Source organism: Elusimicrobiota bacterium (assembly GCA_016182905.1).
Taxonomy (GTDB): Bacteria; Elusimicrobiota; Elusimicrobia; order UBA1565; family UBA9628; genus GWA2-66-18.
This window is the reverse complement of sequence record JACPFR010000024.1, coordinates 128,490-154,103: the sequence shown is the minus strand read 5'-3', so window position 1 is coordinate 154,103 and position 25,614 is coordinate 128,490. Positions and strand designations below refer to the sequence as shown.

Here is a 25,614-nt window from a genome sequence, read left to right as displayed (position 1 = left end):
CGGCGTCGAGATGGTCATGCCGGGAGACAACATCGACATCGAGTGCGAGCTGATCGCCCCGATCGCGATGGAGAAGGGTCTGCGTTTCGCCGTTCGCGAAGGCGGCCATACCGTGGGTGCCGGCGTCGTCGCCGACATCGTGGCGTAAGGGGCGACTATCATGGGCGATCGAGTCATAGTCATCCTGGGCTGCACCGTCTGCAAGAACAAGAACTACCACTTCCAGCGCGGCAAGAAGAAGGAATTCAAGCTGGAGATGAAGAAGTTCTGCCGCGCCTGCGGCAAGCAGGTCGCGCACAAGGAAGTGAAGTAGGACTTAAACGAGCGATCTGCGGGGGTGTCCGTTAATTGGCTAAACGAGCGGTCTCCAAAACCGCCCCTCCAGGTTCGAGTCCTGGCGCCCCCGCCAGATCGCGCAATTTAGACGTGAGCCGTTAGAGAGAACATGAATCAAGCGACGCAGTTCCTGAAGGAAGCCGTTTCCGAGCTCAAGCAGTCCACCTGGCTGACCCGTCAGCAGGCCATCGACTCCTCGAAGGCGATCATCGTCCTCGTGGCGCTGATGTCCCTGTACGTCGCCGGCGTCGACTACGTGCTGTCCGTGCTCATCAGGGCCGTCCTGGGGCGATAACATGACCGAGACCACCACTACCACGGGCCGCCGCGGCTGGTTCGTCGTTCACACGCAGTCCGGCTACGAAGACCGCGTCCACAAGCTGCTCCTCCAGAAGATCGACAACGAGAAGCTCCAGGACAAGGTGTTCAGCGTCCTGATCCCGACCGAGGACGTCGTCGAGGTCAAGAAGAACAAGAAGAAGATCACCAAGCGCAAGTTCTTCCCCGGCTACGTGCTCGTGGACATGATCATCGACGAGGTCACCTACTGGATGATCAAGGGAGTCCCCGGCGTGACCGGCTTCCTGGGCGACGCCAACCCCACCCCGCTTCCCGAGGAGGAGATGAAGGCCATCCTCGACCTCACCAACACCGCCGCCGCGGGCAAGCCCCGGCCGGCCGTTCAGTTCGAGAAGGGCGAGAACATCCGCATCGTCGACGGCCCCTTCCGCCACTTCATCGGCGTCGTCGAGGAAGTCTCCGAGGCCAAGGCCAAGATCAAGGCCATGGTCACCATCTTCGGCCGCCCGACCCCCGTCGAGCTCGATTTCCTGCAGGTGGAGAAGATCTGAGCGCGATCGAGGCCGAGGTCATGCCCCCCGCCCCCGACTTCGAGGGCGTCAAGGTCAAGGTGGCGCACGTGCGCTCGCTCGGCCTCGTCGGGGCTTTCCTGGCCCTGATGACGATGCTGGCCGCGATCGGCTTCGGGTTCCTGATGCTGTTCGGCAAGGCGCTGGTGGCCGCGCTGCTCGTCAAGTTCCTGTGGCCGGCGGTCTTTTCCGCCGAGTTCACGCAGTTCGTTTTCGGCTCGGAGTCGGTGCCGTTCTGGAAGGTGTTCCTCCTCATGATCCTCGGAAGCGTGGTCGCCAAGATGCTGCGGCCGACGAAATGGGGACGCTGAGATTTAAGACGCACGAAGAGAGGTTGTAAAAAAGTCATGGCGAAGAAAGTCAAAACGCAGATCAAGCTTCAGATTCCCGCCGGCGCCGCGAACCCCGCGCCGCCCGTCGGCCCCGCGCTCGGTCAGCACGGCGTCAACATCATGGATTTCTGCAAGCAGTTCAATGAAAAAACCCGGACTCAAGAGCCTGGGATGCTCATCCCGGTCGTCATCACCGTGTTCGAGGACCGCTCGTTCTCGTTCATCACCAAGATGCCCCCGTCTCGTCCCTGCTGAAGAAGGCTGCGGGCCTGGCCAAGGGCTCGGGCGAGCCGAACCGCAACAAGGTGGGCAAGATCACCAAGAAGCAGGCCGAGGACGTGGCGAAGGCGAAGATGCCGGACCTCAACACCAAGGACCTCGCCGCCGCGACCCTCATGGTCGAGGGCACCGCCCGCTCGATGGGCATCGAAGTCACGAAGTAACCCGACGAAGCCGTTTAAATATGGAAAAGACCGAGCCTGATCGTTAACGAGGCGCTAGCAGGTCTAGGAGACAAGAAAATGGGCAAGAGATACGACGCGCTGGTGAAGGACATGGACCTCATGAAGCTGAACCCGCTTCCCGCGGCCATCGAGGTCGTCAAGAAGTGCGCGAACGCCAAGTTCGACGAGACCGTCGAGCTGCACGTCCGCCTCGGCGTGGACCCGAAGCAGGCGGACCAGCAGGTCCGCGGAGTCGTCGGCCTGCCGCACGGCCTCGGCAAGTCCAAGAAGATCGCGGTCGTCGTCCGCGGCGACAAGCAGAAGGACGCGAAGGCCGCCGGCGCGGACCTAGTCGGCGCCGAGGACTTGATCGAGCAGATCTCGAAGGGCTTCACGGACTTCGACATCCTCGTGGCGACCCCCGACATGATGAAGGACCTGTCCAAGCTCGGCAAGGTCCTCGGCCCGAAGGGACTGATGCCCAACCCCAAGAGCGGCACGGTCACGATGGACATCCCCAAGACCGTCAAGGAGCTCAAGGCCGGCCGCGTCGAGTACAAGGTCGACGATTACGGCATCATCCACGTTCCCGTCGGCAAGGCGTCCTTCCCGGCCGCCAACCTCGTCGGCAACGCCAAGACCGTCCTCGACGCCATCCTCAAGGCCAAGCCGTCCGCCTCGAAGGGCGTCTACATGATCAGCGTGACGGTGGCCTCCACGATGGGCCCCGGCATCAAGGTCGAAGTCAGCGACAAGGCCGCCGCTTAAGCCCGAACGCCGGAAAAACGAAGGCCCCCGCTCGCGCGGGGGCCTTCTGTTTTTGACGACGACGCCGGCGCTACGGCCCGCTGACGGCCACCAAAGTGGCGTCCACGTCGTTCGCGCGGGTCACGACGACGTAATTCTTCTTGTCCGCCTTGAAGCGGAAGCTCTTCAGGTCGTACAGCGCGGCCATGTCGCGCAGGAAGGCGCGGGGGTCGAGCGACGCCTCGGCCAGCGCGTACAGGCTGCCCGCGTACTGGCCGTTGCGCTGATGATAGGCCGCCTGCAGGGTCTTGACCTCCTCGAGACCCGCCTTGGCGTGCGAGACGGTCATGATCTTGAGGTAGCGGGGCTCCCAGATGCCGCTCCAGCCCGCGGCCAGCGCGAACGCGATGACGAGCGTCCCCGCCGCGAGGCGGACCGCCGCGCCGCGCGCGCCGCCCTCGCGGCGGTCGCTGAGCACCGTGCTGCCGGCCGCGAAGTCGTGCCACGCTCGCCCGTTCGGGTCCACGAGGGCCCAGAAGAAGCCCAGGGTCAAGAACGAGCTCGGCACGTAGCCGAGCGCGCGCATGATGGCGCGCCCGAAGTCGAGAGGCTCCCCGTCGGCGTCGGCCACGCGCAGGCCGAGCAGGAGCTTGCCCAAAGTCGCGCGCCCGTCGCAGGAGAGCAGCGCCTGATACACGATGAAGAGCGCCGCCAGGATGGCGATGACGCCGGTGCCCTTCTCGTTGAGCAGGACCGGGAGACCGGGGTCGGAGGCCTTGAGGATCAGGACCCAGGCCGCGGCGAACAGCGCGTAGTCGACCGCGAAGGCCAACGCGCGCTCGGCGAACTCCGCTTTTCGGGAGACGTGATGATGTTGGCTCATGGTATCCTCAGGGGACCGGCTGATTCGCGTCGGCGCTGGCCTTGATGTACGCGGTCAGCTTCTCGCTGATCTTGCAGTGCTTGTCCACGACGTCAGGCTTCTCGGGGTTGCGGAAGGACGGGCTGTCCGACTCGTCGCCCAGGCCCAGATCCTTGGCGCACGCGTTCACCGCCGTCTTCAGGTCCGCCTGACGCGCGGCGTCGACGGGCCACTCCTTGTCGAACCAGAACCGCGTGAACGCCGTCAGCTTCGGGCTGTTGCCGGTGATCTCGGCCAGCTTCTTGAGCCGCGGACTCCCGGCCGTCGTGTAGTCCTTCCTCAAGGTCTCCACGGACCGCAGGATCGAGTCGCCGAAGCCTTTGGCCAGCTCGGCGTCCGCCTCCGCGCGCAGCTTAGCCGGGTCGCGGGCGCCCTTCTCCGCGGCCGTGAGCGCGTCGATCTTCTTCTTCGCCTCCGCCTCGATGATCGCCTTGGACTCGGCGCACCAGGCCTCGGCCGCGGCCGCCGCCTCCTCGCGCTTGGCCTTCGCGATGGCGGGGGCGTCGAAGAAGTCCTTGGCGATCGCCGCGGCCTCCTCCTTCTTCTTCCTGCAGGCGACGTCGGAGGCGGCCAGCTGCTCCAGCCGCTTCTTCTCGACGTCGTTGCGGGACTTCACGTTGTCGCTGGCCATATCGGCCGCGGCGGCGCGCTTGCGCGCGGCGTAGGTCTCGTAATCGTTCCGGATGAGGTCCTTGGGGTTGCTGCAGCCCGCGGCGCCTTCCTTGATCGCCTTCGGCGAGGGCGGGAGAGTCCTCGCGAGCTCGGCTTCCGTCGTGCCCAGGCCGGTATACAGCGCCTGGCCGGGCTGGCCGCTGCCGCCGAGCGCGGCCCACACCGCCTTATGCCGCGCGTCCTCCTTGGCGCCCGAGACGATGAAGCGGGAGATCATGCCAGCGACGTCGTTGCGCACCGAGGCGTCGTTCTCCACGGCGGAGGGCACGACGCTCGTCAGGGAGACCTTCTTGCCGTTCTGACTGAACACCACGACCTTGCTCCCGTCCGCCTGGGTCTCGACGGTCGCGGTGCGCGCGGCCGCGAGCATCTCCTCCCGGGCCTTGGCCATCGCCATCCCGTCGGGGGACTTCGCCCAGTCCGCGCCGTGCCGCTCGATGTTGCCCGCGTACATGTTGTCGAGAGCCTGGTAGTCGCTCGACTCCTCCAGGCGCTTGATCACGGCCGCCGACAGGGAGTTCGCGGGCTGCTTCGCCGCCTCGGCGGAGGTGCGGGCGGACACGCCGTACTGGGCGAGCGTCTTTCCGTTGAGGCGCTTCTTGGCCGCCTCGAAGATCTTGTCGACCTGCGCGGAGCGGATGGCGACCAGGTTCCGCAGGCCCAGATCGACGGGGTCGAGCAGGGCCGCGGCGCGCGGGCCCTGGTCGGCGAGCTCGGGGACCGTCCCCGGCCCGACCAGCGCGGTCAGCGCCGCGCCGTACTTCTCGTTCTTCAGCGCGTTGGCCCTCTCCGCCTCGACCAGGACGAACTCCTTGGGCAGGCCCGAGGTGAAGTCGTTCAAGCCGGGGGTCGCGCCGGCGACGCGCTTCTTGAGGAAGTCCTCCGATTTGCCCAGGCGTCCCAGCTCCGCCTCCAGGGCCAGCACCGCCACGCGGAACTTGATGACGGAGTCCCCGAGGGTGGGACCGTCGTTGATGAGCTTGCGCATCGTCGGGAGGAGCTGCTCCGGCGCGACGGTGACGGGCGTCCACTTGTCGTCGGCGAGGATGGTGACCAGGCGCGGCTTGATCGCCCCGATCGGTCCGCCGGAGGTGCCCTTCGAGAGCTCGGCGAGCGGCTTCTCGGACGTCGTGAAGTCCGCGAAGCCGAGGGCCTTCGCGGCGTCGATGACCTCGTCGCCCGCGGCGACGACCGCCGCGGCCTTCGCGTCGACGGCCCCGAAGAAATCGTCGACGGCGAGGACGAGACCGATGTGCTGGGCGACGGCGGCGTCCTTCCAGAAATCCCCGGCCGCCTTGTTGCGCCAGCTCAGCGCCGCGCCGCCGGCGGGCTCCGCGGTCGCGAGCTGGCGCCAGGTCGCGGCGTCGCAGCTCTTCGCGTGGCCGAACTTGAGCTTGAAGGAGTCTCCGACGATCTCGACGCGCTCGTCGGAGACGGTGCGCCCGGACTGAGACATGAGCGCCTGCGTCTTCTCGAGCCATTCGGAATCGCAGCGGTGGCCGGCCTTGGGCTCCGCGGCCGCCGGGAGGGCGGCAAAAAGGAGGAGCAACGCGAGCAACGAGGGGGTATTCATGGGGTTCTCCAGGGACGATTAAAGGATAAGCCCGGCCCCTGGTTTTGTCAAGGCCTCGCGAACTTACAAGCCGGCGGGCGGTCAGGCCTTCAGTCGTCTTCGGCGCCCGCTTTGACGCGGGGCGGCTTGCCCGCGGCGAGCCAGCCCAGGTAGGCCTCGAGGAAGGGATCCAGGTCGCCGTCCATGACGTTGGCGATCTGGGAGGTCTGCTCGCCGGTGCGCAGGTCCTTGACCATCTGGTAGGGCATGAACACGTAGGAGCGGATCTGATGGCCCCAGGCGATGTCGCCCATCTCGCCGTAGTGCTTCTCGACGGCCGAGCGCTTCTTGTCGAGCTCGATCTGGTAGAGCTTCGCCTTGAGCATGCGCAGCGCGTTCATGCGGTTCTGCAGCTGCGAGCGCTCGGTCTGGCAGGCGATGACGAGGCCGGAGGGCTTGTGGCGTATGCGCACCGCGGTCTCGACCTTGTTGACGTTCTGGCCGCCGGCGCCGCCGGAGCGGAACGTCTCGAGCTCGAGGTCGGCGTCGTTGACCTGGATGTCGATCTCGTCCTCGATGTCGGGCACCACGTCTAAGGAAGCGAACGAGGTGTGGCGGCGCTTGTTGGCGTCGAAGGGGCTGATGCGCACGAGGCGGTGCACGCCCATCTCCCCCTTGAGGAGGCCGTAGGCGTTGGGGCCCTTGATGAAGGCGGACAGGCTCTTGAGGCCGGCGCCGTCGCCCTTGGCCAACTCGGTGATGACGACCTCGTAGCCGTTCTTCTCGCACCAGCGCGTGTACATGCGCCACAGCATCTCGGCCCAGTCGCAGGCCTCGAGGCCGCCGGCGCCGGAGTGGATGCTGACGATCGCGTCGTCCTTGTCGAACTCGCCGGAGAGCTTCAGGCGCAGGTCCATCGCGCGCAGCAGCTTTTCGGCCTCGGCCAGGCCCTTGGCGGCTTCCTTTATCTCCGCCTCGTCCTGCATCTCGGTGGCGAGCTCGCAGTGCGCCTTCAGGTCGTCGAGGGTGACTTGGGCCTTGTCGTACTCGGCCAAGGTCTTCTTGAGGTCGTTGAGCTCCTTCGACTTCTTCTTGGCCTTGATCGAGTCCGTCCAGAACGACGGCTCGCCCGCCTCGGCCTCGCGCGCGGACACCTCCTTGCGCAGCTTGTCGAGGTCGAGCAGCCTGCCGATCTTGGCGAGCAAAGCCCGCATCTCGTCGATCTTGTTGGAGGTCTCGGTGAACATCAAGGTATTCTAGAAAATCTAGGTGCCAGGCCTCCCATTATCCCATTGCCCGATACAGCGCAGGCGAGTAATGGGATAATGGGAGGCCTGGCACCATCAACGGGCGAAGAGCTTCAAGGTGGAGGCGTGCAGCCTCGCCGTATCCTCTGGGGTGGGGCCGTAGCCGCCGCCGAGGGTGACGGCGACGGGGACCTGGTAGACGCGGCAGATGTCGTAGACCGCCCTATCGCGGTCCTGGATGCCGGTCTCGGTGAGCTTGAGGCCGCCGAGGCGGTCGTACTCCCAGACGTCGACTCCCGCTTGATAGATCACGAGGTCGGGCTTGGACTCCATCACGGCCCGGAGGCCGTGGCGGAGCTTGTCGCAGTACTCCGCGTCGCCGGCGCCGGGGGCGAGCTCGATGTCGAGCGAGCTGCGCCGGCGGATCTCCGGATACAGGCCGTGCTGCTGCATCGAGAACGTGAACGTGTCGGGATCCATCTCGAAGAGGGACGCCGTGCCGTTGCCCTGGTGGACGTCGAGGTCGATGACCGCCGCGGTCTCGATCATGCCTTCGGAGCGCAAAGACAGGATCGCGAACGCGATGTCGTTCACCGCGCAATAGCCCTCGCCGTGATCTTTAAAAGCGTGGTGGGCGCCTCCGCCCGCGTGGAGCCCGACGCCGGTCTCGAGCGCGTGCCGTGCCGCCAGCAAGGTCCCCCCCGCCGCTAAACGGTGAGCGCGCGCGATCTCGGGAGAGAACGGGAGCTCCAGGCGGGATATATCGGCCGGGCTCAAAACGCCGGTCATGAGCTTCTCGACCCAATCGCGGCTATGAACGAGAAGGAGCGCCTGCCGCGACGGCTCCGCCGGCTCGACGATCTCGGCGAAAGGCCGGCACGCCTCCGCGGCCAGACGGAATTTTCTCGTCGAGAACGCATGCTCGCCGTAATCGACCTCGTACTTCGGCGAGTACACCACCCGGGGCTTCATGACTTATCCACCCCATCCCCCGCTCGACTGTCGTCAACGACCGTTGAAGCCAGGAAACGCGTCGGGGCGACGGCAAGGACCAGAAGAATGCACAAAGCACCCAGCCAGTCCCCGTGCCTCGTATAAAAGGAACGGTCGGGGAAGGCGTCCCGCAGCGGAATCTCGGCGTCGAGCCGCCCGCGCTCGTCCAGCGCGAGTTCCGCGGTCGTCACGCCCCACGGGTCGATGACGGCGGACACCCCGTTGTTGCCGGAGCGGATCACGGTCAGGCGGTTCTCGATGGCGCGGAAGCGGTTGACGCGGTAATGCTGGCGCGGGCCCCAGGTGTCGAGGTACCAGGCGTCGTTGGTGATGTTGATCATCAGGCGCGCGCCGCGCGCGGCGTCGAGGCGCGGCCAGCGCGGGAAGATCGCCTCGTAGCAGATGGTGACGGCGGTCGGCCCCCACGCGGTCTGGAGCAGCGGCTGGCGGGCCGCCCCGGCCTCCATGTCGCCGAGGTTGTCGAGGACCATCAGCCAGCGGTCGATGACGAAGCGCGGCACGAAGCGGCGCAGCGGCACGAACTCGCCGAACGGCACGAGCTGGCGCTTGGAGTAGCGGCCGTCGAGGCGTCCGTCCGGCGCGATCAGCTGCACCGCGTTGGCCGGGCCGCCGTCGCGGTCGGCGGCCGCGATGATCCCGACGAGGTGCTGCGCGCCGAGCTTCACGGCCCAGCGCGCGGACTCGGCCACGGGCTCGGAGCGGAGCGACCAGCGCGGGATCGAGGTCTCCGGCCAGACGACGAGCGCGGGCGGCGACGGCCGCGGGCGGGACAGCAGGTCCTCGTAGCCAGCGAGGATCTCCGCGATCCAGCGCTCGTCCCACTTGTGATATTGGTCCACCACCGGCTGGAGGATCTCGACGCGGGCGGAAGGCTCCCGGTCGTCGGGCCGCGCGGCGAGGACGTAGGCGCCGTGGCCCCAGACGCCGGCGGCGAGCGCGAGCGAGGCCGTCAGGGCCGCGGCGGCGCGGTCGTCGCGGTCCTCGAGCCAGGCCTCGGCGAGCGACGCGTTGAAGAGCATCAGGACGAAGTCGAGCAGGTGCGGCCCGCCCCAGGACCCGCCCTGCAGCAGGGCGAGGTTCGACCACTGGGTGTAGCCGAGCAGGTCCACGCCGAAGCGCGGCGTGAAGCGGGACGCGGCCGAGGCGACGGCGGTCCAGCACAGCGCCCAGACGAGGGGCCGCAGCGCGCGCGGCAGGGACTCCGACAGCGCGCGGGCCAGCGCCGCGGCGGCCGCCCAGCTCGCGGCGAGCAGGGCCGACAGCCCGAGCACGGCGAACGCGGCGACGACGGCGGGGACCTGGGCGAAGCGGCACGTCGCGTAGATCCAGTGCAGCGCGACGACGTGGTAGGCGAGGCCCGCGGCGAAGCCGGCCAGCGCGGCGCCGCGGGGCGCCGGCGCGCCGTTGGACGCCAGGACCAGGGGAACGAGAGCGAACCAGGCGAAGCCCCACAGCCCCCACGACGGAAGGCCGAGGGCCGCGAGGGCCCCGCCGAGGGCCGCGGCGCTCAGTTGGGCGCGTCGGCCCCGTGGCATTTCTTGTATTTCTTGCCGGAGCCGCAGTAGCAGGGGTCGTTGCGGCCGATGCTCTGGATGGCGTTGGGCACCGCGCCGCCGCCGGACAGGATGCTCTTCGGGGCGGCGGGCCTGACGGGGCGCGACGGCTCGGGCGGCGCGTCGGCTCCGGACGTCTCGCTCGCCTCGGGGTGGACGGCGACGATCGGCGGGGGCGCCACCGGGGCCTTGGGGGCCTCGACGCGGAAGACGTACTCGACGGTCTGCTCGCGCACGCGCCCGAGCAGGGCCTCGAAGTAGCGGAAGGACTCCTTCTGATACTCGACCTTCGGGTCCTTCTGCGCGTAAGAGCGCAGGAAGATCGCCTTCTTGAGATGGTCGAGGTCGTAGAGGTGGTTCTTCCACGCCTTGTCGATCATCTGGAGCATGACCATCTTCTCGACTTCCTTGAAGTCGTAGCCGGTGAAGTCGGCGGGGCGGCGCGAGTAGACGTCCATCGCGGCCTTGAGGAGCTGGCTCTTCAGCGGCTCCTTGGACAACCGCTTCGCCTCCTCGGCCGTCGGGATCCAGGCGATCGCGAACGTGCGCTCGAGGTAGGCGGACAGCTCGATGAGGTTCCAGGTCCGCGAGTCGTTGTCGTCGGGGATCGCGCTCTCGACCGCCTCGGCCACGTCCTCGGAGATCATCGCCTTGATCTGTTCGCCGACGGTCTCGCCGAACAGCACCTCGTCGCGCAGCTTGTAGACGACCTCGCGCTGCTTGTTCATCACGTTGTCGTAGTCTAGGAGCTGTTTTCGAATGTCGAAGTTGTGGGTCTCGACCCGGCGCTGCGCGTTCTCGATCTGATAGGAGACGAGGCCGGACTCGATGACCTCGCCCTCCTTCATGCCGAGCTTCTCCATCAGGGGCGCGATGCGGTCCGAGCCGAACAGGCGCATCAGCTCGTCGTCGAGAGCGAGGTAGAAGCGGGTGGAGCCGGGGTCGCCCTGGCGGCCGCAGCGGCCGCGAAGCTGGTTGTCGATGCGGCGCGACTCGTGACGCTCGGTGCCGAGGACGTGGAGGCCGCCGAGGTTCTTGACGACCTCGTACTCGGCCTGGTCCTGCGGGTTGCCGCCGAGCAGGATGTCCGTGCCGCGTCCGGCCATGTTCGTCGCGATGGTGACCGCGCCCTTGCGGCCGGCCTGGGCGATGATCTCGGCCTCCATCTCGTGGTACTTGGCGTTGAGGACCTGGCAGGGCACGCCCTTGTGGCGCAGCATCGAGGCCAGCTTCTCCGACTTCTCGATCGAGCGCGTGCCGACGAGGACGGGACGGCCGACCTTCCACAGCTCCATGACCTCGTCGACGATCGCGTTGAACTTCTCGCGCTCGCTCTTGTAGACGAGGTCGGGCAGGTCCTCGCGGCTCGAGGTCCGGTTCGTCGGGATCTCGCGGACCTCCATGCCGTAGATCTCCTGGAACTCGTCGGCCTCGGTCATCGCCGTGCCGGTCATGCCCGAGCGCTTCTTGTAGATCTTGAAGAAGTTCTGGAAGGTGATCGTCGCGAGGGTCTGGTTCTCCTCGCGCGGGGACAGGTTCTCGTGGGCCTCGACGGCCTGGTGCAGGCCGTCGGACCAGCGGCGGCCGGGCATGAGGCGGCCGGTGAACTCGTCGACGATGATCACTTCCCCGTCCTTGACGACGTACTCGACGTCGCGCTTGTAGAGGTGCCACGCGCGCAGCGCCTGGGTGATGTGGTGGACCCACTCGCCCTCGAGGTCGTCGTAGAGGTTCGTCAGGCCGAGGAGCGCCTCGCACTTCGAGACGCCCTCCTCGGTGAGGATGGCGGTGTGGTTCTTCTCGTCGACGATCGCGTCAAACCCCTTCTGAAGGTCGGTCCCCTGGTACTTCGCCTGGATCTCGTCCTCCTCCGTGATGATGCGGACCTTGAGGTGCGGGATCAGCTTGTTGACGATCGCGTAGCGCTCGGTGGACTTCTCGGCGGCGCCGGAGATGATCAGCGGGGTGCGCGCCTCGTCGATGAGGATCGAGTCGACCTCGTCGATGATCGCGTAGTAGAGGTGCTGCAGCACGCGCTCGTCCTTGCGCACGACCATGTTGTCGCGCAGGTAGTCGAAGCCGAGCTCGTTGTTGGTGATGAAGGTGATGTCGCAGCGGTAGGCGGACTGCCGCTCCTGGGTGGAGGCGTCGTGCTGGACGCAGCCGACGGTCAGGCCGAGGAAGCGGTAGACGGGACCCATCCACTCGCTGTCGCGCTTGGCCAGGTAGTCGTTGACCGTGACGATGTGGCAGCCCTTCCCGACGAGCGCGTTCAGGTAGGCGGGAGCGGTCGCGACGAGCGTTTTTCCTTCGCCGGTGCGCATCTCGGCGATCGAGCCGTTGTGCAGGACCATGCCGCCCAGCAGCTGGACGTCGAAGTGGCGCAGGCCGATCGAGCGCTTCGCGGCCTCGCGGCACAGGGCGAAGGCCTCGGGGAGGACCTCGTTGAGGGCCGCGGTCTCGGCCTCCTTGCGCTCCTTGCGCTGGTCCTCGTCGTTCTCGGGGACCGCGATGGCGGAGAACAGCTCGGCGACGCGGGCTTTGAGGGCGGCCGTGCGGACCGGGAAATCGGCGTCGGACAGGCCCTGGACCTCGGCCTCGAAGGCGTTGCACTGGGCCAGCAGAGGGGCGAAGCGCTTGAGCGTGCGCTCGCTGGGCGTGCCGAAGATCTTCTCGAAAGTGGCTTTGATCATGGGTAAGACCTCCAGTGTAGCAATTTCGCCCGGACCTGGATAAACGCCGGCAGCGGTCACAGCAGCGGTACGACCCATTGCACGACCCGAATTACTCCCTTATAATTGCGCGTGATCCCAATGGCGGCGTTAGCGGTGGCGCTCATGGCATCGCCCGGGCGCGCCGACGATCCCGCGGGCGAACTGTGCACGTTGACGAATTGCTCCGGGATCGACTTCGGGACCCCCCGCGGCCGGCCCGATTTGGAGCCGTATTCGGAGCCGAAACGGTGCCGCGAATGCGAGCTCGAGACGCTGCGGCGGCTCAATGACAGCATCGCGAACATGGAGCATCCGAAGCCGGTCGGCCCTCTGGCCGATACGCGCAGCATCCTCGGCGAGGACGTAATTCTCGCGAACGCCGGACTCATAACTCTCACGGCCGGACGGCGGCTCGCGTCCTTTTATCCTCCCGCGAGCCTAGTCCTTAATTCCATCTCCGCGCTGATGCTGTTGAATTCGCTGGAGGACGCCCGCCAAACCGTGGCCGCCGGCGGAACCGCCGTCCCCGTTTGGCTCAACAGGCTCAGCTTCTCCCGGCCCGCGTCGAAACCCTGCGCCGAGCTCGTGGCCGACGCCCGCGCCGCGTGCGCGGGCGCGTCGCCGGCCGGCTGTGAACAGGGCGAGGACTGTAAAACGCTTCTCGCGAAACGAGCCCCCCTTCTGGACTGCGACCGGGCGTATCTCGAGGTCAAGAAGAAGGACTGTCCCGGCCTTCCAGATTCCGATCGAGGCAAAATGGAGGAGAACCTCGCCGACGTGAAAAAGTGCGGGCGCCTCATCGGCCAAAATCCCGCCTGCTGTCCCGACGAGGTGACGACTCAAAAGAAAAAGACCTGCAAATCATCCCGCCGCGGCGACAACACGTGCAACGAACAGAATAGTATGACGCTCGCGTCTTTGACGAGCTTATCCGGCCCGAGCGTATCGGCACTTTGCGCCTCCGCGCTGGCGAATCAAACCGCCGCGAACGCCTGCCGGGCGGCGCGCATGGCCGAGGCCGAGCAGTGCTACGGGCGGCAGCTCGACGCCGGGCATGTCGAGGCCCTGAACCTGATGGCCGACGTCGAGGAAGGCTGCGCCGCGTTTCTTAGAGCCGCGAGGAGCTTCCGCTTATGTCCGTGATCCAAAGTCCGTCCTTCGAGCGCTGGCTCGAGCACGCTTTCGACCACCCGGAGAATGACCCGAAGTGGCATCGCCGACCCGACAGCGAGTATTGGTCAGGGGAGCCTTCTCTCAAAGCCGAGTATATCGCCAGGACCTTCGAGCGCGGCGATGAGCACCTCGCCCGCTTCAGCGACCAGCAGATTGAAGCCGGATTCTGGATGATCATCGGTCGGGGCTACGTTGGCGCGGCTCTCGGCGACGAGGTGCCGGCCGAGCAGAGGCTGCGCTTGGTCCGGTCGACCTACGCTCTTTTTTCGAGGCTTTTCGCTGCCCGCTGCCGCCGGCTCGAGCTGGGCGGAGATTCCCCTCTCTACCGTATCTGCTATATGTTCTGGGAGATTTTCCCTCTCGAAAACAAGCCGGAGCACGCCCGGGACGCCGCGCTTTGCGAGGAAAAAATATCGGCCATCGAGCGGATACTGGGGATCGACAACCCGATGTGCCAATATTCGGCTCTTCACGGGCTCGGGCACGCGCAGCTCGAAGTTCCCGAGCGGAGCGCGGCGATCATCGATTCCTGGCTCGTGAAGCACGAGAAGGCCGATCCGCGCTTGCGCGAGTACGCGCAAGCCGCCCGCACCGGAGATGTCCAATGAGAACGGAGCTTGCGGCCGCCGCCATCGCGACGATATTAACCCTCGCGTCCGCGGCGCGGGCCGAAGTCTATTCCGTGCCGGCCTTTCCGGTGACGCTGCGCTTCACGGCCGACGCCCAGAGCCCGTTCTGCTCCTCCGCGGAGCTGTCGCGCCGCATCGCGCCGTATTTCGCGACGATCGGCGGAACGGAGCTCCAATATCCGGATCTCGACCTGCGCTGCGAGACCCACGACGCGGAGCGCGTCCGCTTCCGGCTCATCGACGAGAACGGGAAGACGGCCGACGAATTCAAAGTCACGGTTCTGGACGATCGAGACACGTTCGATCAGACCGCCTTTCTAGTCGCGCGCCGGCTGGCGACCGGACGCAAGACTATCCGCGCGGCGCTGACCGCGTTCCGCGGCCGCGCTCGATACGGCTACGGCCGAGGCGGCACGAGCGACTTCGAAGCCGGCCGTTGGGAGCCTGCCGCCGGTTCGTTCTATAGGGCGCTGGAAAGCGGCCTTGAGCCGAGCTACTTGTACTTCGGGCTCTACGCTTCGCATGCGAAACTGGGCCACGCGGCGCAAGCTCGGTGGTATCTGATGATGTACTGCAAATCGGAAGGCAAGAATCCCGCGAAGCTCGACGCCCAGGCGCTGGCCTATCTGCGGGAGATGCCGCGATCCGCCGACACGCCCGAGGCATTCGATCTCTCCCGTTTCGAGATCATGCGCGACGGACAGAATTGGGACGGCGTGATCTGGGAGTTGAGAAAACTCGTCGAGGCCGCGCCCTGGGGAGTCGAGGCTTACGAGATGCTGGCCGACTCCTACAAGGCGATCGGCTGGGATCTGTTCGAGGAGAATTGGCGGCAGCGCGCCAAGCTGGCGCGCAAGACCGCGAACGATGATCAGCTTCACCGGAGGCTTCTTGATGCGCTTGAAGGTCCTTAGCGCCGTCGCCGCCTGCCTGCTCGCCGCGATTCCATCCGCCGCCGAGACCTGGAGCAGGATCGAGATCCTCGGAGCGCTCGGAGGCAGCGGCGGCGTCTACGGCTTCGATGCCTTCGGACTCGGAGTCTATCACCCGCGCTACGGCCTGGGCGTCGGCACTCGTCTCATGGAGACGCGTTGGCAGACTTGGGATCTTCCCCGCAAAGGCGGCTTGCCCGATGCGTCTGCGCACGCCATGTTGATGCCCTTTCCCTTGGAAGTTCGCGTGATCCTCGCCAGTTGGGAGGGCGGCATGTTCCGCGACACCGCCGCTTCCGTCGAATCCACCAACGGCCGCGTCGAGCTCTTCGGATCCTATTGCCCTTGGGCCTATTTTGGCCAGTTGAACGAGGTCCAGACCGACCGCTTCGGAGCCGAAAGCCGCGCCCCGGTGGCCGGCTTCATAAGGGCTAAGACGCTGGACTGGGGGCTGATGTACGACGCGGGAAAACTATGGTCCGTCAGCGTAGGCCGCTTCGAGTTCCGGACGCGCGAGGGCGACGTTTTTCGCTCGCGGAGCGACGGCCGGTGGTACGCGATGGCGCGCGTCTACTGGGGCCGCACGCACGGCAAGACGATCGGCTCAAGCCCCTTGCACATCTTCCGAGACGCGGGCCATAAGTTGTGCCGCATGGCCGGACAGTGCAAAATCATCCACTGATCTAGCGCAAGCTCGCTTTGACGATCTTGTCGCCGGGCTGGAGGGCGTCGAGGACGTCCATGCCCGCGATCACGCGGCCGAAGGCCGTATAGCGGCCGTCGAGGTGAGGGGTCGGGACGAGGCTCACGAACAGCTGGCAGCCGCCCGTGTCGGGGCCAGCCTTGGGCATGCCGAGGGTCCCGCGCAGGAAGGGGAGGCGGTTGACCTCGTCGACGAGCCGGAAGCCGTCGTCGCCCCAGCCCGAGCCGCGCGGGTCGCCGCCCTGGACGACGAAGGCGGTCACCACGCGGTGCCAGACCGTCCCGTCGTAGACGCCGCGGCGCGCGGCGTCGGCGATCGCGGCGGCGGTGTTCGGCGCGGCCTCCTTGTCGAGATACAGCTCGACGGTCCCCTTTTCCGTCTCCAGGACCATGGTCGGGGAGGAGGCCAGCGGCGCGAAGGTCTTGGGCGGGTCGAGGCCGGGGCCGGCCTTTACGGCGACGCCGGAGGCCTTCAGCGCCTTGCGCAGGTTGTCGCGGACCTCGGCGGTGAGGCCGGGGCGCTCCCACGCGGAGCGCAGGGCGACGGCGAACTCCGGGGACTTGCGCTCGGTCGCGGCGTCGACGGCGGTGCCGAGGAGCTCGAGCTCGGCCTTGGGGTCGCGCAGGACACGCTCGATGGCGGCGGCGGCGGCCGGCGCGATGGAGGAGGCCAAGGTCTCCAGGGCCTGGGCGGCGACGCGCGCGTCGGGGTCCAAGACGCCGGCGCTCAGGATCGCGGCGGCGTCGGGGAGGAGGGCGGACGCCTCGTAGGCGCGGGAGCGGATCCACCAGTGGGGGTTCGAGCGGGCGAGGGAGAGACGCGCGGACTCGGCGGGGCCGCGGAGCTTGGCGAGGGCGATCAGGGCGCGGCCGCGGGGCATGGGGGTGTCGGTGTCGGCCATCGTCTCGAGGCGCGGAGCGAGGGCGGCGTCGCCGGTGGCGGCGACGGCGTCGGCAGCGGCGGCGCGCACATGGACGGACGGATCGTCGAATACCGACTTCGGAAGCTCTCCCGCGGCCTTGGCCGCGCCGAACGCGGCGGCGGCCTCGCCGCGGACGTAGGGGTCGGGGTCGGACAACAACGATACGTCGACCTTACGGACCAGCTTTGAAAGAGATCGAACGGCAAAAAGACGGGTGACCTTGTCGGGGTCCTTCACGGCTTGCGTCAACATCTTCTCCGCACGGACGTCGGAGAATCGCGAGAACGCGTAGTTCGCCCGCCAACGGACCTCGGGGTTGGGGTCGACAGCGAGCGTCAACAGCTTATTAAGGCTTGCGGTCGAGTATTCCGGGACTCTTTTCAGGAACCTTCGACGGAACAGAGCCAGAGCGACTTCGCCTCTCACGCCGGCGTCGATATCGGTGGCGGCGGACAGCAAGGGATCCTCGATGTTCACGCCGCCGGTCTTGCCGAGCGCCTCGACGGCGGCGCGGCGCACGGGAGCCTCCGGATCGGAGACGGCGGGGATCAGGGCCGCGGCCGCGGCCTCGCGGAGCGAGACGGAGACGGCGGGCTCGGCCTCGCCCTCGGGGAACTCGGCCAGGCCGAGCTGGCCCAGGTCCCAGGCGGCGCGCGCGCGGGCGGCGGCGTCCGGGGAGCTCAGCCCGGAGCGCAGGGCCCCGAACCTCGCGGTCTCGCCGCGCGGAGCCGTGCCGCAGGCGGTCAGGACGAAGAGACCGGCGAGAGCGAGCGCGCGCACGCCCCGATTATATATCCTTAACGCCGGCCATGCGAAGATATCCCCTTTTCGCCGTCATCGCGCTGCTCCTCGCGTCCTGCGTCACGATCGAGCCGCCGCCCAACCCGCGCGGAGCGATCAAGCCCGGCCAGCGCCTCATCGTCATGGTCCTCCAGTCCCCGGGCCCCTGGATCGTGGCCGACCCCGATTCCAAGGCGGAGTCCGCGATGAAGGTCCTTCCGCTGGGCACCTTCCTGCAGGGCATGCAGGAGGACCGCATCAACGACCTCTCGAAGGAGATACAGCCCTATCTCCCCCGCCCCCGCTACGACCAGGCCGTCGAGGCCGCGCTGATCACGGCGCTCAAGGCCGCGCACGGCGGGCCCGTCCTGACCTCGGCCGAGGCCGGCATCGCCCCCCTCCAGCGCAAGGAGTGGAACGCCGCCTCCGACCAGCTCGACTGGCGGCGCAAGTACTACTTCACCGAGCCCGACCGGCCCTCGCCGCGCGATTACTCGAAGCTGCTGTCGCTCGACGACGCCGTCGTCGTCGAGGTGAACCTCTCCTTCGGCCTCGAGCCCGACGAGCAGGGACGCACCCTGCCGCTGCTGTCCGCCGCCTCGCGCGCCTACCGCGCGGACACCACGCGCATGCTGTGGAGCCGCGAGGAGCGCGTGAGCGACGCGACCTCCTCGACCACGCTCAGCGAGTTCCGCGCCGCGCCCGTGGAGCTCACCGACCGCCTCCAGACGCTCGCCGTCCCGCTCGCGGCCAAGATCGCGTCCGGCCTCGCGCAGGACGCCGGGCTGATCGCCGCGCCGCCGCCCATACTGGCCGAGCCGGCCCCGGCGACGACCTTCGCCAACGGCGCCGCGCCGGACATATCGACGACCCCCTTGGTCGCGGCGCCGGTCGAGCCGTCCACCGGCCCGGCGACGGACGGTCCGCCCGCCGAGCGCGCTCCGGCCCCGACCGAGCAGCCGCAGATCAGTCCCTCCCATTGAAGACCGCGGCCGTCGCCGGCGCCACGGGCCTCGTCGGCGGGTGCGTCCTCCGCCGGCTGCTGGAGGACCCCGATATCGCGCGCGTGATCGCCCCGACGCGCCGCCCGCTGCCGCCGCACCCGAAGCTCGAGAACCCGGTCGTCGCGGCCGGCTGGCCGGCGCTGACCGGGCTCGACGAGGCCTACGGCTGCCTCGGCACCACGCGCAAGGACGCGGGGAGCGCCGCGGCCTTCCGCGCCGTGGACCTAGACCTGGCGGTCGCCTTCGCGCGCGCGGCCAAGACGGGCGGGGCGCGGCGCTTCGGCCTTGTCTCCTCGACGGGCGCGGACGCCGCCTCTTTCTTCCTCTATCCCCGCACCAAAGGCGAGGCGGAGAAGGCGGTCGCGGGGCTCGGCTTCGAGACCGTCGTGATCGCGCGCCCTTCCTTGCTGCTCGGGGCGCGAGCCGAGCCCCGCCTCGCGGAGAAGCTCGGCGAGGCGGCCCTCGCCCTCGCCTCGCCGCTGCTCGTCGGCCCGTGGCGGAAGTACCGCGCCGTCTCCGGGGACGCCGTCGCGGCGGCGCTGATCGCCTCGACGCGCAGCGGGATCCCGGGAACGCTCACGCTCGAGTCTGACGCGCTCGCGGCACATTGAGTAGAATAACCGGATGAACGCCCTCAACGTCGCCGTGGCGGGCCTCGGGACCGTCGGCCGCGAAGCCGTCCGCCTGCTGCGCGCGCGCCGCGCCGAGCTCAAGGAGCGCCTCGGCGCCGAGCTGCGCCTTGTGGCCGTCGCCGACCACGACGCCGCCCGCGAGGCGAAAGCCCTCGGTCTTCCGCCCGCGGTCTCCCGTTACAAAGACCCGCTCGACATGGCGCGCCGAGCCGAGGCCGACCTGTTCGTCGAGCTGCTCGGCGGGCTGGAGGCGCCGAAGCGCTTCGCGCTCGAGGTCCTCGGCCGCGGCAAGGCCCTGGTCACGGCCAACAAGCGCCTGCTCGCCCACGCCTGGCCCGAGATCACCGGCGCGGCCCGCGCGAGCGGCGCGCGCCTCGCCTTCGAGGGCAGCGTCGCCGGCGGCATCCCGGTCCTGCGCGCGCTCGAGCTGTCCTTCTCCGGCGACCGCGTGCTCGGCGTCGACGGCATCCTCAACGGGACGACCAACTACATCTTATCGCGCGGAGAAGAAGGGCTCTCCCCGCAGGACGCGCTCAAAGAAGCCCAGAGGCTCGGCTTCGCCGAAAAGGACCCCGCGATGGACCTCTCGGGCCAGGACGCCGCGCAGAAGCTGAGCGTGCTCGCCGGCCTCGTCACCGGCGGCTGGCTCAAGCCCGGCTCCTTCCCCGTCGCGGGCATCGAGGCCGTGACCGCGCGCGACCTGTCCTTCGCGCGCGAGCGCCTCGGCATGGCCGCCCGTCTCGTCGCCTCGCTGCGCTTCGACGGCAAGCCCGGCGCGCCCGCCGTGTCCGCCTCCGTGGCTCCGACCTTGGTCCCCCTCGGCCATCCTCTCGCCGCGGTGCGCCGCCAGTACAACGCCCTCCTCGTGCACACCGCCTCCGCCGGCGACCTCATGTTCTACGGACAGGGCGCGGGCGCCGGGCCGACCGCGTCGGCCGTCGTCGCCGACGTGTTCGTCCTCGCGCGCGACATCCGCGGCGGGATCCCCGCGGCGGCCGCCACGGCCCGCCGCCTGGCGCTGACCTCGCCCGACCACGCGGTCTCTTCTTATTACCTGCGCCTCGAGGTCCTCGACCGTCCCGGAGCGCTGGCCCGCATCGCCGACGCCCTCGCGGACGCGGGCGTGTCCATCGCCGCGATCCATCAGGACAAGGCCGCCGGCGGCCGCTCGGTGCCCGTGATGATCGTGACGCATCCGGCGGAGCGCGGCCGCTTCGAGCGCGCGCGCAAACGCATCCTGTCCTTGTCCGCCGTTTCGCCGCGCCATTGCGCGATGAGGATGATGGCGTGAACGGTCTGATCTCGCGCTGGCGCGCCCGCCTGCCGGTGACGGCCCGCACGCCGGTCGTCACGCTCGGCGAGGGCAACACCCCCCTCGTCCGGGCCGACCGCGTGGCCAAGGCCGCGGGGCTGCCGCCCGGCTCCGTGTTCCTCAAGGTCGAGGGCGCCAACCCGACGGGATCCTTCAAAGATCGAGGCATGACGCTCGCGATCTCGAAGGCCGTCGAGGCGGGCGCTTCCGGCGTGCTGTGCGCCTCGACCGGCAACACCTCCGCGTCGGCGGCGGCGTACGCCGCGCGCGCGGGGCTGCGCTGCGTCGTGTTCCTGCCCAAGGGCAAGGTCGCCGCGGGCAAGCTCTCCCAGGCCGTCATGCACGGCGCCGAGATCGTCGAGGTCGCCGGCAACTTCGACCAGGCGCTCGTGATGGCCAACGAGGCCGCCAAGACCAAGGGCTTCGCCCTCGTCAACTCCTCGAACCCTTTCCGGATCGAAGGGCAGAAGACCGCGGCCTTCGAGATCCTGGAGCAGCTCGGCCGCGCGCCCGACAACCACTTCATCCCCGTCGGCAACGCCGGGAACATCACCGCGTACTGGAAAGGATATAAAGAGAGCGCGGCGAAGCCGCGCATGTTCGGCTGGCAGGCCGCCGGCGCCGCCCCGCTCGTCTCCGGCCGGCCCATCCTGAACCCGACGACGCTCGCGACCGCCATCCGCATCGGCTCCCCCGTCTCCTGGAACGGCGCGATCGCCGCCCGCGACGAGTCCGGCGGCATGATCGGGAAGGTCACCGACGCCGAGATCCTCTCCGCCTACCGGCTCCTCGCTTCGCGGGAAGGCGTGTTCTGCGAGCCCTCGTCGGCCGCCTCGGTCGCCGGCCTGCTCAAGCTCGGCAAGGCCGGGAAGGCCCCGCGCGGCGTCAGCGTCTGCGTGCTGACGGGCAACGGCCTCAAGGACCCCGGCATCACGGCGCGCTTCGCGCCGAAAATCCGCCGGGTGAAGGCGGGCGGACGGATCGAGCTCTGACATGACCAAGGTCCTCGCGCGCGTGACGGTGACGGCTCCGGCGTCCACGAGCAACCTCGGGCCGGGCTTCGACTGCCTGGGCCTGGCGCTCGGTCTGCGCAACGAGCTCGTCCTCGAGCTGCACGACGCCTCCGGCCCGCCCTTGGTCGAGATCGAGGGAGCGGGCGCAGAGGACCTGCCCCGCGGCGAGCAGAACATGCTCGTCCACGCCGCCCGCCAGGTGCTGCCCGCCTCCTTGCCCGGGCGCCTCGTCTTCAAGGCGCGCAACCGCGTGCCGCTCGCGCGAGGCCTCGGCTCGTCGGCGGCGGCGATCGTCGCCGGCCTGTGGGCCGGCGCCCACCTCCTCGGGACCTTGCGCCGCTCCGAGGACGAGCTCGAGCAGATGGCCGTCGCCCTCGAAGGCCATCCCGACAACATCGCGCCCTGCGTCCACGGCGGCCTCACCGCGAGCCTCGCGGTCGACGGCCGCGCGCGCGCCCATCGCCTCGGCATCCATCCCTCGCTGTCCACCGTGGTCTGCATCCCCGACTTCGAGCTGTCCACGAAGAAGGCCCGCGGCGTCCTGCCCGAGACCGTGTTCCTCGCCGACGCCGTGTTCAACACCTCGCGCGCGCTCCTGCTGGCGAAGACGCTCGAGTCCGGCCACGTCTCGCGGCTGCCCGAGCTGATGAAGGACCGCCTGCACCAGCCCTACCGCGCGAAGCTCGTCCCGGGCCTCGAGGACGCGTTGACCGCCGCCGTCGAGCACGGCGCCGCCGGCGCCGCGCTCTCGGGCTCGGGCCCGACCGTGTTCGCCTTCGTCGAGGGCCGCAACGCCTCGGTCGGCGACGCGATGGTCAAGGCCTTCTCGAAGCACGGCGTCGGGAGCCGCTGGCTCGCCTTGGCCGTCGACCATCAGGGAGTGCGCGTCGAGCGCTGACCATGGCCCGCGGGAAGATCACGGTCATGAAGTTCGGCGGCACCTCCGTCGCCGACCCCGAGAAGATCTCGCGCGCCGCCGAGCGAGCCATCGGCGAGCGCCGCAAGGGCTTCGGCGTCGTCGTCGTGGTCTCCGCTCCCGGCGACATGACCGACGAGCTCATCGCGCTCGCCGAGCGCATCACGCCCAAGCCCGACGACCGCGAGCTCGACCAACTGATCACGACCGGGGAGCAGGTCGGCATCTCCCTGTTCGCGATGGCCTGCATGGCCAGGGCGGTTCCCGCGATATCCCTCACCGGACCGCAGGCGGGGATCGAGGCGATCGGAGACGCGTCCAAGGCCCAGGTCAGCCGCATCCGCACGCGCGCGATCCTCAGGCACCTCGACGCCGGGCGCATCGTCGCCGTCGCCGGCTTCCAGGGCCGCGCCCCGAACGGCGACACCGTCACCCTCGGCCGCGGCGGCTCGGACCTCACCGCGGTGGCGCTGGCCTCGGCGCTCAAGACCGGCCGCTGCGAGATCTTCTCGGACGTGAAGGGCGTCTACACCGCCGACCCGCGCGTCGTGCACGACGCCCGCAAGCTCGCCCGCGTCTCCTTCGAGGAGATGCTCGAGCTCGCCGGCTCCGGCGCCCAGGTCATGCAGGCCCGGTCGATGGAGGTCGCCGAGCGCTTCGGCGTCGAGATCCACGTCCGTTCCGCGTTCCATCCTCAGGGAGGCACCTGGGTCGTTTCCAAGGAGAAGCTCATGCTGGAAAAAGCCTTCGTCTCAAGCCTCGCCCTCGACAAGAGCGAGGTGCGCCTGACCGTCGTCGGCGTCCCCGACCAGCCCGGCGTGGCCGCGAAAGTCCTGACCGCGCTCGCCGCCGCCGACATCCCCGTCGACATGATCATCCAGTCCGCGCCGAGCCACGCCGGCGTCAACGACATGTCCTTCATGACGCCGAAGGCGTCCGCCGTCAAGGCCAAGAAGGCGCTCGAGGGCGTCGCCAAGGCCCTGCGCGCCGAGCGCGTGGACCTCAACGAGCAGGTCGCCAAGATCTCCGCCGTCGGCACCGGCTTCCGTCACAGCCCGAAGATCGCGGCGACGATGTTCACGGCGCTCGCCGACCATAAGATCAACATCCACATGATCTCCGCCTCCGACCTGCGCGTCTCCTGCATCGTGGACCTCGGCCAGGGCGAGGCCGCGCTGAAGGCGCTGCACAAGGCCTACGGCCTGGCGAAAGGGAAGCGCTGATGTCCGTCTTCGTCGCCATCGACTTCGAGACGGCCGACCAGGGCCGCGACTCCGCCTGCTCGGTCGGCCTCGTGCGCGTCGAGCACGGCGTCATCACCCGGAAGGAGGTCCAGCTCATCCGGCCGCCCCGCCTCGAGGGAGGAGACCTCTTCACCCCCGCCCCGGCCGATTTCATGTTCACGTACATCCACGGCATCAAGCCCGAGCAGGTGCTCGACGCGCCGACCTTCGGCCAGGCCTGGCCCAAGCTCGCGCCGATCCTGAAGGGCGTCGAGTTCATGGCCGCCCACAACGCCCCCTTCGACAGCGGCGTCCTCAACGCCTGCTGCGAGGCCGCGGGCCTTCCCAAGCCCGCGCACCGCTTCGTCTGCACGGTGCGCCTGGCGCGCAGCACGTGGAGCATCTACCCGACGAAGCTCAACAACGTCTGCCAGCACCTCAACATCCAGCTCAACCACCACGAGGCGCTGTCCGACGCGCTGGCGTGCGCTCAGATCGTCATCGCCGCCGAGAAGAAAGGCGTCAGGATCTAGCGGAGGAGCTCGGCGAGCCGGGCGCCGGTGGCCAGGCTCACGCGCTCCAGCGACAGGGCGCGGCTCTCGTCGACCACGACGCAGGGACCCAGGCTCGTGAGGTCCTTCTCCTCGACGACGCCCGGATACGGCGGCATGCCCCGGTAGTCCATCCCGATCGCCGCCGAGGCCATGAGCAGGTGCCGGCGCTCGGGGAGATAATAGACGCGCAGCGGAAGGTAGTAGTACCGCCCGAGATGCACGACGGGAACGCCCGCGTCCGACGAGCGGCGGATGACGGCGGCCAGGGCGTCGAGCCGGGGGTCCACGTTGAGCGCCGAGAAGAAGTAGCCGGCGCAGCCCGCGGCGACCACGACGCCGGCGGCGGCCTTCGTCCAGCTCCGCCGGACGCCGAGCGCGGCGAGCAGGAGCAGGACCGGCGACAGCGGCGTGAAGTAGCGCGCCTGGGTGACGGGGCGGCCGCCGACCAGCTCGACGCAGACGATGAGGGCGAGCGCCGCCGCGACGTGGGTCAGCGCGAGATCGAGGGCGCGGGACTCGGGGGAGCCGCGGGGCGCGCGGCGCGCGTCCGCGGCGGCGGACAGCGCCAGCGCCGCGAACCCGGCGCCGACGGCGACCCCGGTCCAGGCCGGCAGCGCCAGGCCGAGGAAGGTGACGTCGAAGAAGGCCGTGCCGAGCAGGTCCAGGACGCGCGGGAAGGTCAGCGGCTCTCCGACGACCGCCTCCCCCCCGTGCACCCGGGCCTGCGCCGCGAGGCTCGGCAGCCACGGCGCGAACATCAGGACCGCGGCCCCGTGCGCGAGCAGCCAGGCGAGGCGGTCCTTCATCTTCCGCCCGAGCCAGACGGCGTGGCCCGCGAGCAGGATCGCGTAATAGTAGTGCGTGTAGAGGCCGAGTCCCGCCAGAAGCGCGTAGGCCGCAAGCGCCCGCCGGCGGGGATTTTCCTCCGACAGCTCGACGACCGCGAGCGTCGAGAGCAGGCTCACCAGCAGCAGCAGGGAATAGCAGCGCCCGTCCTGCGCGACGTGGATCCAGAAGGACGACGCCGCCGCGAGCCAGAGCGCGGGCAGGCGCACACGCTCCGGGAGGACTTTGTCCGCGAGCGCGCGGAACGCGAACAGCGAGGCGACGCCGCACAGCGCCGAGAACAGCCTCAAGCCCAGGCGCGGGTCCGGGAAGGCCTTCAGCCAGAACCGCATCAGCGCGAAGTACAGAGGCGGGTTGAACTCGTTGTTCACGAGCGCGGGGACCAGCTCGGACAGCGGCTTCCCGGCGAGGAACAGGACGCTCGCCTCGTCGAGCCAGAGGGATCTCGCCCCGAGGAACAGGACGCGCAGGACGGTCCCCGCCAGGATCGCCGCCGCCGCCATGACCGCTAAGCCGCCCCTCTTCGCCCGGTCCTCTCTCACGATCATTATTGTAGCCGTAAACTTGGTTAAGT

25 protein-coding genes, 1 tRNA gene and 1 pseudogene are annotated in these 25,614 nt (G+C 68.7%); 19 read left to right on the top strand and 8 right to left on the bottom strand.

Annotated elements, in window-relative coordinates:
- The 8 genes and pseudogenes from tuf to HYV14_09895 all read left to right on the top strand — a co-directional run.
- The coding region (gene tuf, locus HYV14_09930) for an elongation factor Tu (GenBank protein MBI2386317.1) at nucleotides 1-148 on the top strand (148 nt) is incomplete at its 5' end.
- A gap of 12 nt (nucleotides 149-160) precedes the next feature.
- The gene (gene rpmG / locus HYV14_09925) at nucleotides 161-313 is read left to right on the top strand and encodes a 50S ribosomal protein L33 (GenBank protein MBI2386316.1); all 153 of its coding nucleotides are present in this window, start codon (nucleotides 161-163) and stop codon (nucleotides 311-313) included.
- 20 nt (nucleotides 314-333) lie between these two features.
- Nucleotides 334-409 (top strand) — tRNA-Trp (locus HYV14_09920).
- 36 nt (nucleotides 410-445) lie between these two features.
- Nucleotides 446-631, top strand: a complete 186-nt coding sequence (secE, locus tag HYV14_09915) for a preprotein translocase subunit SecE (GenBank protein ID MBI2386315.1) — start codon at nucleotides 446-448, stop codon at nucleotides 629-631.
- A gap of 1 nt (nucleotide 632) precedes the next feature.
- Nucleotides 633-1,187: a transcription termination/antitermination factor NusG gene (gene nusG / locus HYV14_09910; protein MBI2386314.1), complete on the top strand. Its 555-nt coding sequence runs from the start codon at nucleotides 633-635 to the stop codon at nucleotides 1,185-1,187.
- A gap of 20 nt (nucleotides 1,188-1,207) precedes the next feature.
- A complete protein-coding gene (locus HYV14_09905) occupies nucleotides 1,208-1,516 on the top strand; it encodes a hypothetical protein (GenBank protein MBI2386313.1) in 309 nt (102 codons plus the stop codon).
- Between the two features lie 36 nt (nucleotides 1,517-1,552).
- Nucleotides 1,553-1,980: pseudogene (rplK, locus tag HYV14_09900) on the top strand (50S ribosomal protein L11).
- Between the two features lie 78 nt (nucleotides 1,981-2,058).
- Nucleotides 2,059-2,748 (top strand): 50S ribosomal protein L1, encoded by a 690-nt coding sequence (locus HYV14_09895; GenBank protein MBI2386312.1) that lies wholly within the window; start codon nucleotides 2,059-2,061, stop codon nucleotides 2,746-2,748.
- A 70-nt stretch (nucleotides 2,749-2,818) separates the two neighbouring features.
- Here HYV14_09895 and HYV14_09890 read toward each other — a convergent pair whose 3' ends face one another.
- The 6 genes from HYV14_09890 to secA all read right to left on the bottom strand — a co-directional run bounded on the left by HYV14_09890 (nucleotide 2,819) and on the right by secA (nucleotide 12,380).
- A complete protein-coding gene (locus HYV14_09890; GenBank protein MBI2386311.1) occupies nucleotides 2,819-3,610 on the bottom strand; it encodes an RDD family protein in 792 nt (263 codons plus the stop codon).
- Between the two features lie 7 nt (nucleotides 3,611-3,617).
- Entirely contained in the window at nucleotides 3,618-5,894 is a 2,277-nt protein-coding gene (locus HYV14_09885) for a hypothetical protein (GenBank protein MBI2386310.1), read from the bottom strand.
- A gap of 89 nt (nucleotides 5,895-5,983) precedes the next feature.
- Nucleotides 5,984-7,120, bottom strand: a complete 1,137-nt coding sequence (gene prfB / locus HYV14_09880; protein MBI2386309.1) for a peptide chain release factor 2 — start codon at nucleotides 7,118-7,120, stop codon at nucleotides 5,984-5,986.
- A gap of 96 nt (nucleotides 7,121-7,216) precedes the next feature.
- A complete protein-coding gene (locus HYV14_09875; protein ID MBI2386308.1) occupies nucleotides 7,217-8,092 on the bottom strand; it encodes a histone deacetylase in 876 nt (291 codons plus the stop codon).
- Nucleotides 8,089-9,669 carry an apolipoprotein N-acyltransferase gene (lnt, locus tag HYV14_09870; GenBank protein MBI2386307.1) on the bottom strand — a complete coding sequence of 527 codons (1,581 nt, stop codon included), beginning with the start codon at nucleotides 9,667-9,669 and terminating at the stop codon, nucleotides 8,089-8,091. The genes HYV14_09875 and lnt overlap by 4 nt, the downstream gene beginning before the upstream one ends.
- Nucleotides 9,642-12,380, bottom strand: a complete 2,739-nt coding sequence (gene secA, locus HYV14_09865) for a preprotein translocase subunit SecA (GenBank protein ID MBI2386306.1) — start codon at nucleotides 12,378-12,380, stop codon at nucleotides 9,642-9,644. The genes lnt and secA overlap by 28 nt, the downstream gene beginning before the upstream one ends.
- Before the next feature lie 111 nt (nucleotides 12,381-12,491).
- On the opposite strand from secA, the gene HYV14_09860 reads away from it, so the two are divergent.
- Genes HYV14_09860 through HYV14_09845 form a run of 4 tightly spaced genes read left to right on the top strand, consistent with a single transcriptional unit; the run spans nucleotide 12,492 to nucleotide 15,817 of the window.
- Nucleotides 12,492-13,544 carry a hypothetical protein gene (locus HYV14_09860; protein MBI2386305.1) on the top strand — a complete coding sequence of 351 codons (1,053 nt, stop codon included), beginning with the start codon at nucleotides 12,492-12,494 and terminating at the stop codon, nucleotides 13,542-13,544.
- On the top strand, nucleotides 13,535-14,182 hold the full coding sequence (locus tag HYV14_09855; protein MBI2386304.1) for a hypothetical protein: 648 nt from the start codon (nucleotides 13,535-13,537) through the stop codon (nucleotides 14,180-14,182). Before HYV14_09860 ends, HYV14_09855 begins: the two co-directional genes overlap by 10 nt.
- On the top strand, nucleotides 14,179-15,117 hold the full coding sequence (locus tag HYV14_09850; GenBank protein ID MBI2386303.1) for a hypothetical protein: 939 nt from the start codon (nucleotides 14,179-14,181) through the stop codon (nucleotides 15,115-15,117). The genes HYV14_09855 and HYV14_09850 overlap by 4 nt, the downstream gene beginning before the upstream one ends.
- Nucleotides 15,095-15,817: a hypothetical protein gene (locus tag HYV14_09845; protein MBI2386302.1), complete on the top strand. Its 723-nt coding sequence runs from the start codon at nucleotides 15,095-15,097 to the stop codon at nucleotides 15,815-15,817. Before HYV14_09850 ends, HYV14_09845 begins: the two co-directional genes overlap by 23 nt.
- Nucleotide 15,818: 1 nt before the next feature.
- On the opposite strand, the gene HYV14_09840 is transcribed toward HYV14_09845, so the two are convergent.
- A complete protein-coding gene (locus tag HYV14_09840; protein ID MBI2386301.1) occupies nucleotides 15,819-17,540 on the bottom strand; it encodes a peptidylprolyl isomerase in 1,722 nt (573 codons plus the stop codon).
- A 29-nt stretch (nucleotides 17,541-17,569) separates the two neighbouring features.
- Here HYV14_09840 and HYV14_09835 point away from each other — a divergent pair, with 29 nt between their 5' ends.
- The 7 genes from HYV14_09835 to HYV14_09805 are packed head-to-tail and all read left to right on the top strand — an operon-like array spanning nucleotide 17,570 to nucleotide 24,173.
- The gene (locus HYV14_09835; GenBank protein MBI2386300.1) at nucleotides 17,570-18,523 is read left to right on the top strand and encodes a hypothetical protein; all 954 of its coding nucleotides are present in this window, start codon (nucleotides 17,570-17,572) and stop codon (nucleotides 18,521-18,523) included.
- A complete protein-coding gene (locus tag HYV14_09830) occupies nucleotides 18,520-19,155 on the top strand; it encodes a hypothetical protein (protein ID MBI2386299.1) in 636 nt (211 codons plus the stop codon). The genes HYV14_09835 and HYV14_09830 overlap by 4 nt, the downstream gene beginning before the upstream one ends.
- Before the next feature lie 13 nt (nucleotides 19,156-19,168).
- Nucleotides 19,169-20,467 (top strand): homoserine dehydrogenase, encoded by a 1,299-nt coding sequence (locus tag HYV14_09825; GenBank protein ID MBI2386298.1) that lies wholly within the window; start codon nucleotides 19,169-19,171, stop codon nucleotides 20,465-20,467.
- Nucleotides 20,443-21,480 carry a threonine synthase gene (locus tag HYV14_09820; protein ID MBI2386297.1) on the top strand — a complete coding sequence of 346 codons (1,038 nt, stop codon included), beginning with the start codon at nucleotides 20,443-20,445 and terminating at the stop codon, nucleotides 21,478-21,480. The genes HYV14_09825 and HYV14_09820 overlap by 25 nt, the downstream gene beginning before the upstream one ends.
- Nucleotide 21,481: 1 nt before the next feature.
- The gene (locus HYV14_09815) at nucleotides 21,482-22,399 is read left to right on the top strand and encodes a homoserine kinase (protein MBI2386296.1); all 918 of its coding nucleotides are present in this window, start codon (nucleotides 21,482-21,484) and stop codon (nucleotides 22,397-22,399) included.
- A gap of 2 nt (nucleotides 22,400-22,401) precedes the next feature.
- Complete coding sequence (locus tag HYV14_09810) at nucleotides 22,402-23,640, top strand: aspartate kinase (protein MBI2386295.1); 1,239 nt, start codon at nucleotides 22,402-22,404, stop codon at nucleotides 23,638-23,640.
- Nucleotides 23,640-24,173, top strand: coding sequence for a 3'-5' exonuclease (locus HYV14_09805; protein ID MBI2386294.1), 534 nt, complete (start codon nucleotides 23,640-23,642; stop codon nucleotides 24,171-24,173). Before HYV14_09810 ends, HYV14_09805 begins: the two co-directional genes overlap by 1 nt.
- Here the strand turns inward: HYV14_09805 and HYV14_09800 are convergent.
- A complete protein-coding gene (locus HYV14_09800) occupies nucleotides 24,170-25,582 on the bottom strand; it encodes a glycosyltransferase family 39 protein (GenBank protein ID MBI2386293.1) in 1,413 nt (470 codons plus the stop codon). The two genes, HYV14_09805 and HYV14_09800, sit on opposite strands and share 4 nt — an antisense overlap.
- Nucleotides 25,583-25,614 lie beyond the last annotated feature (32 nt).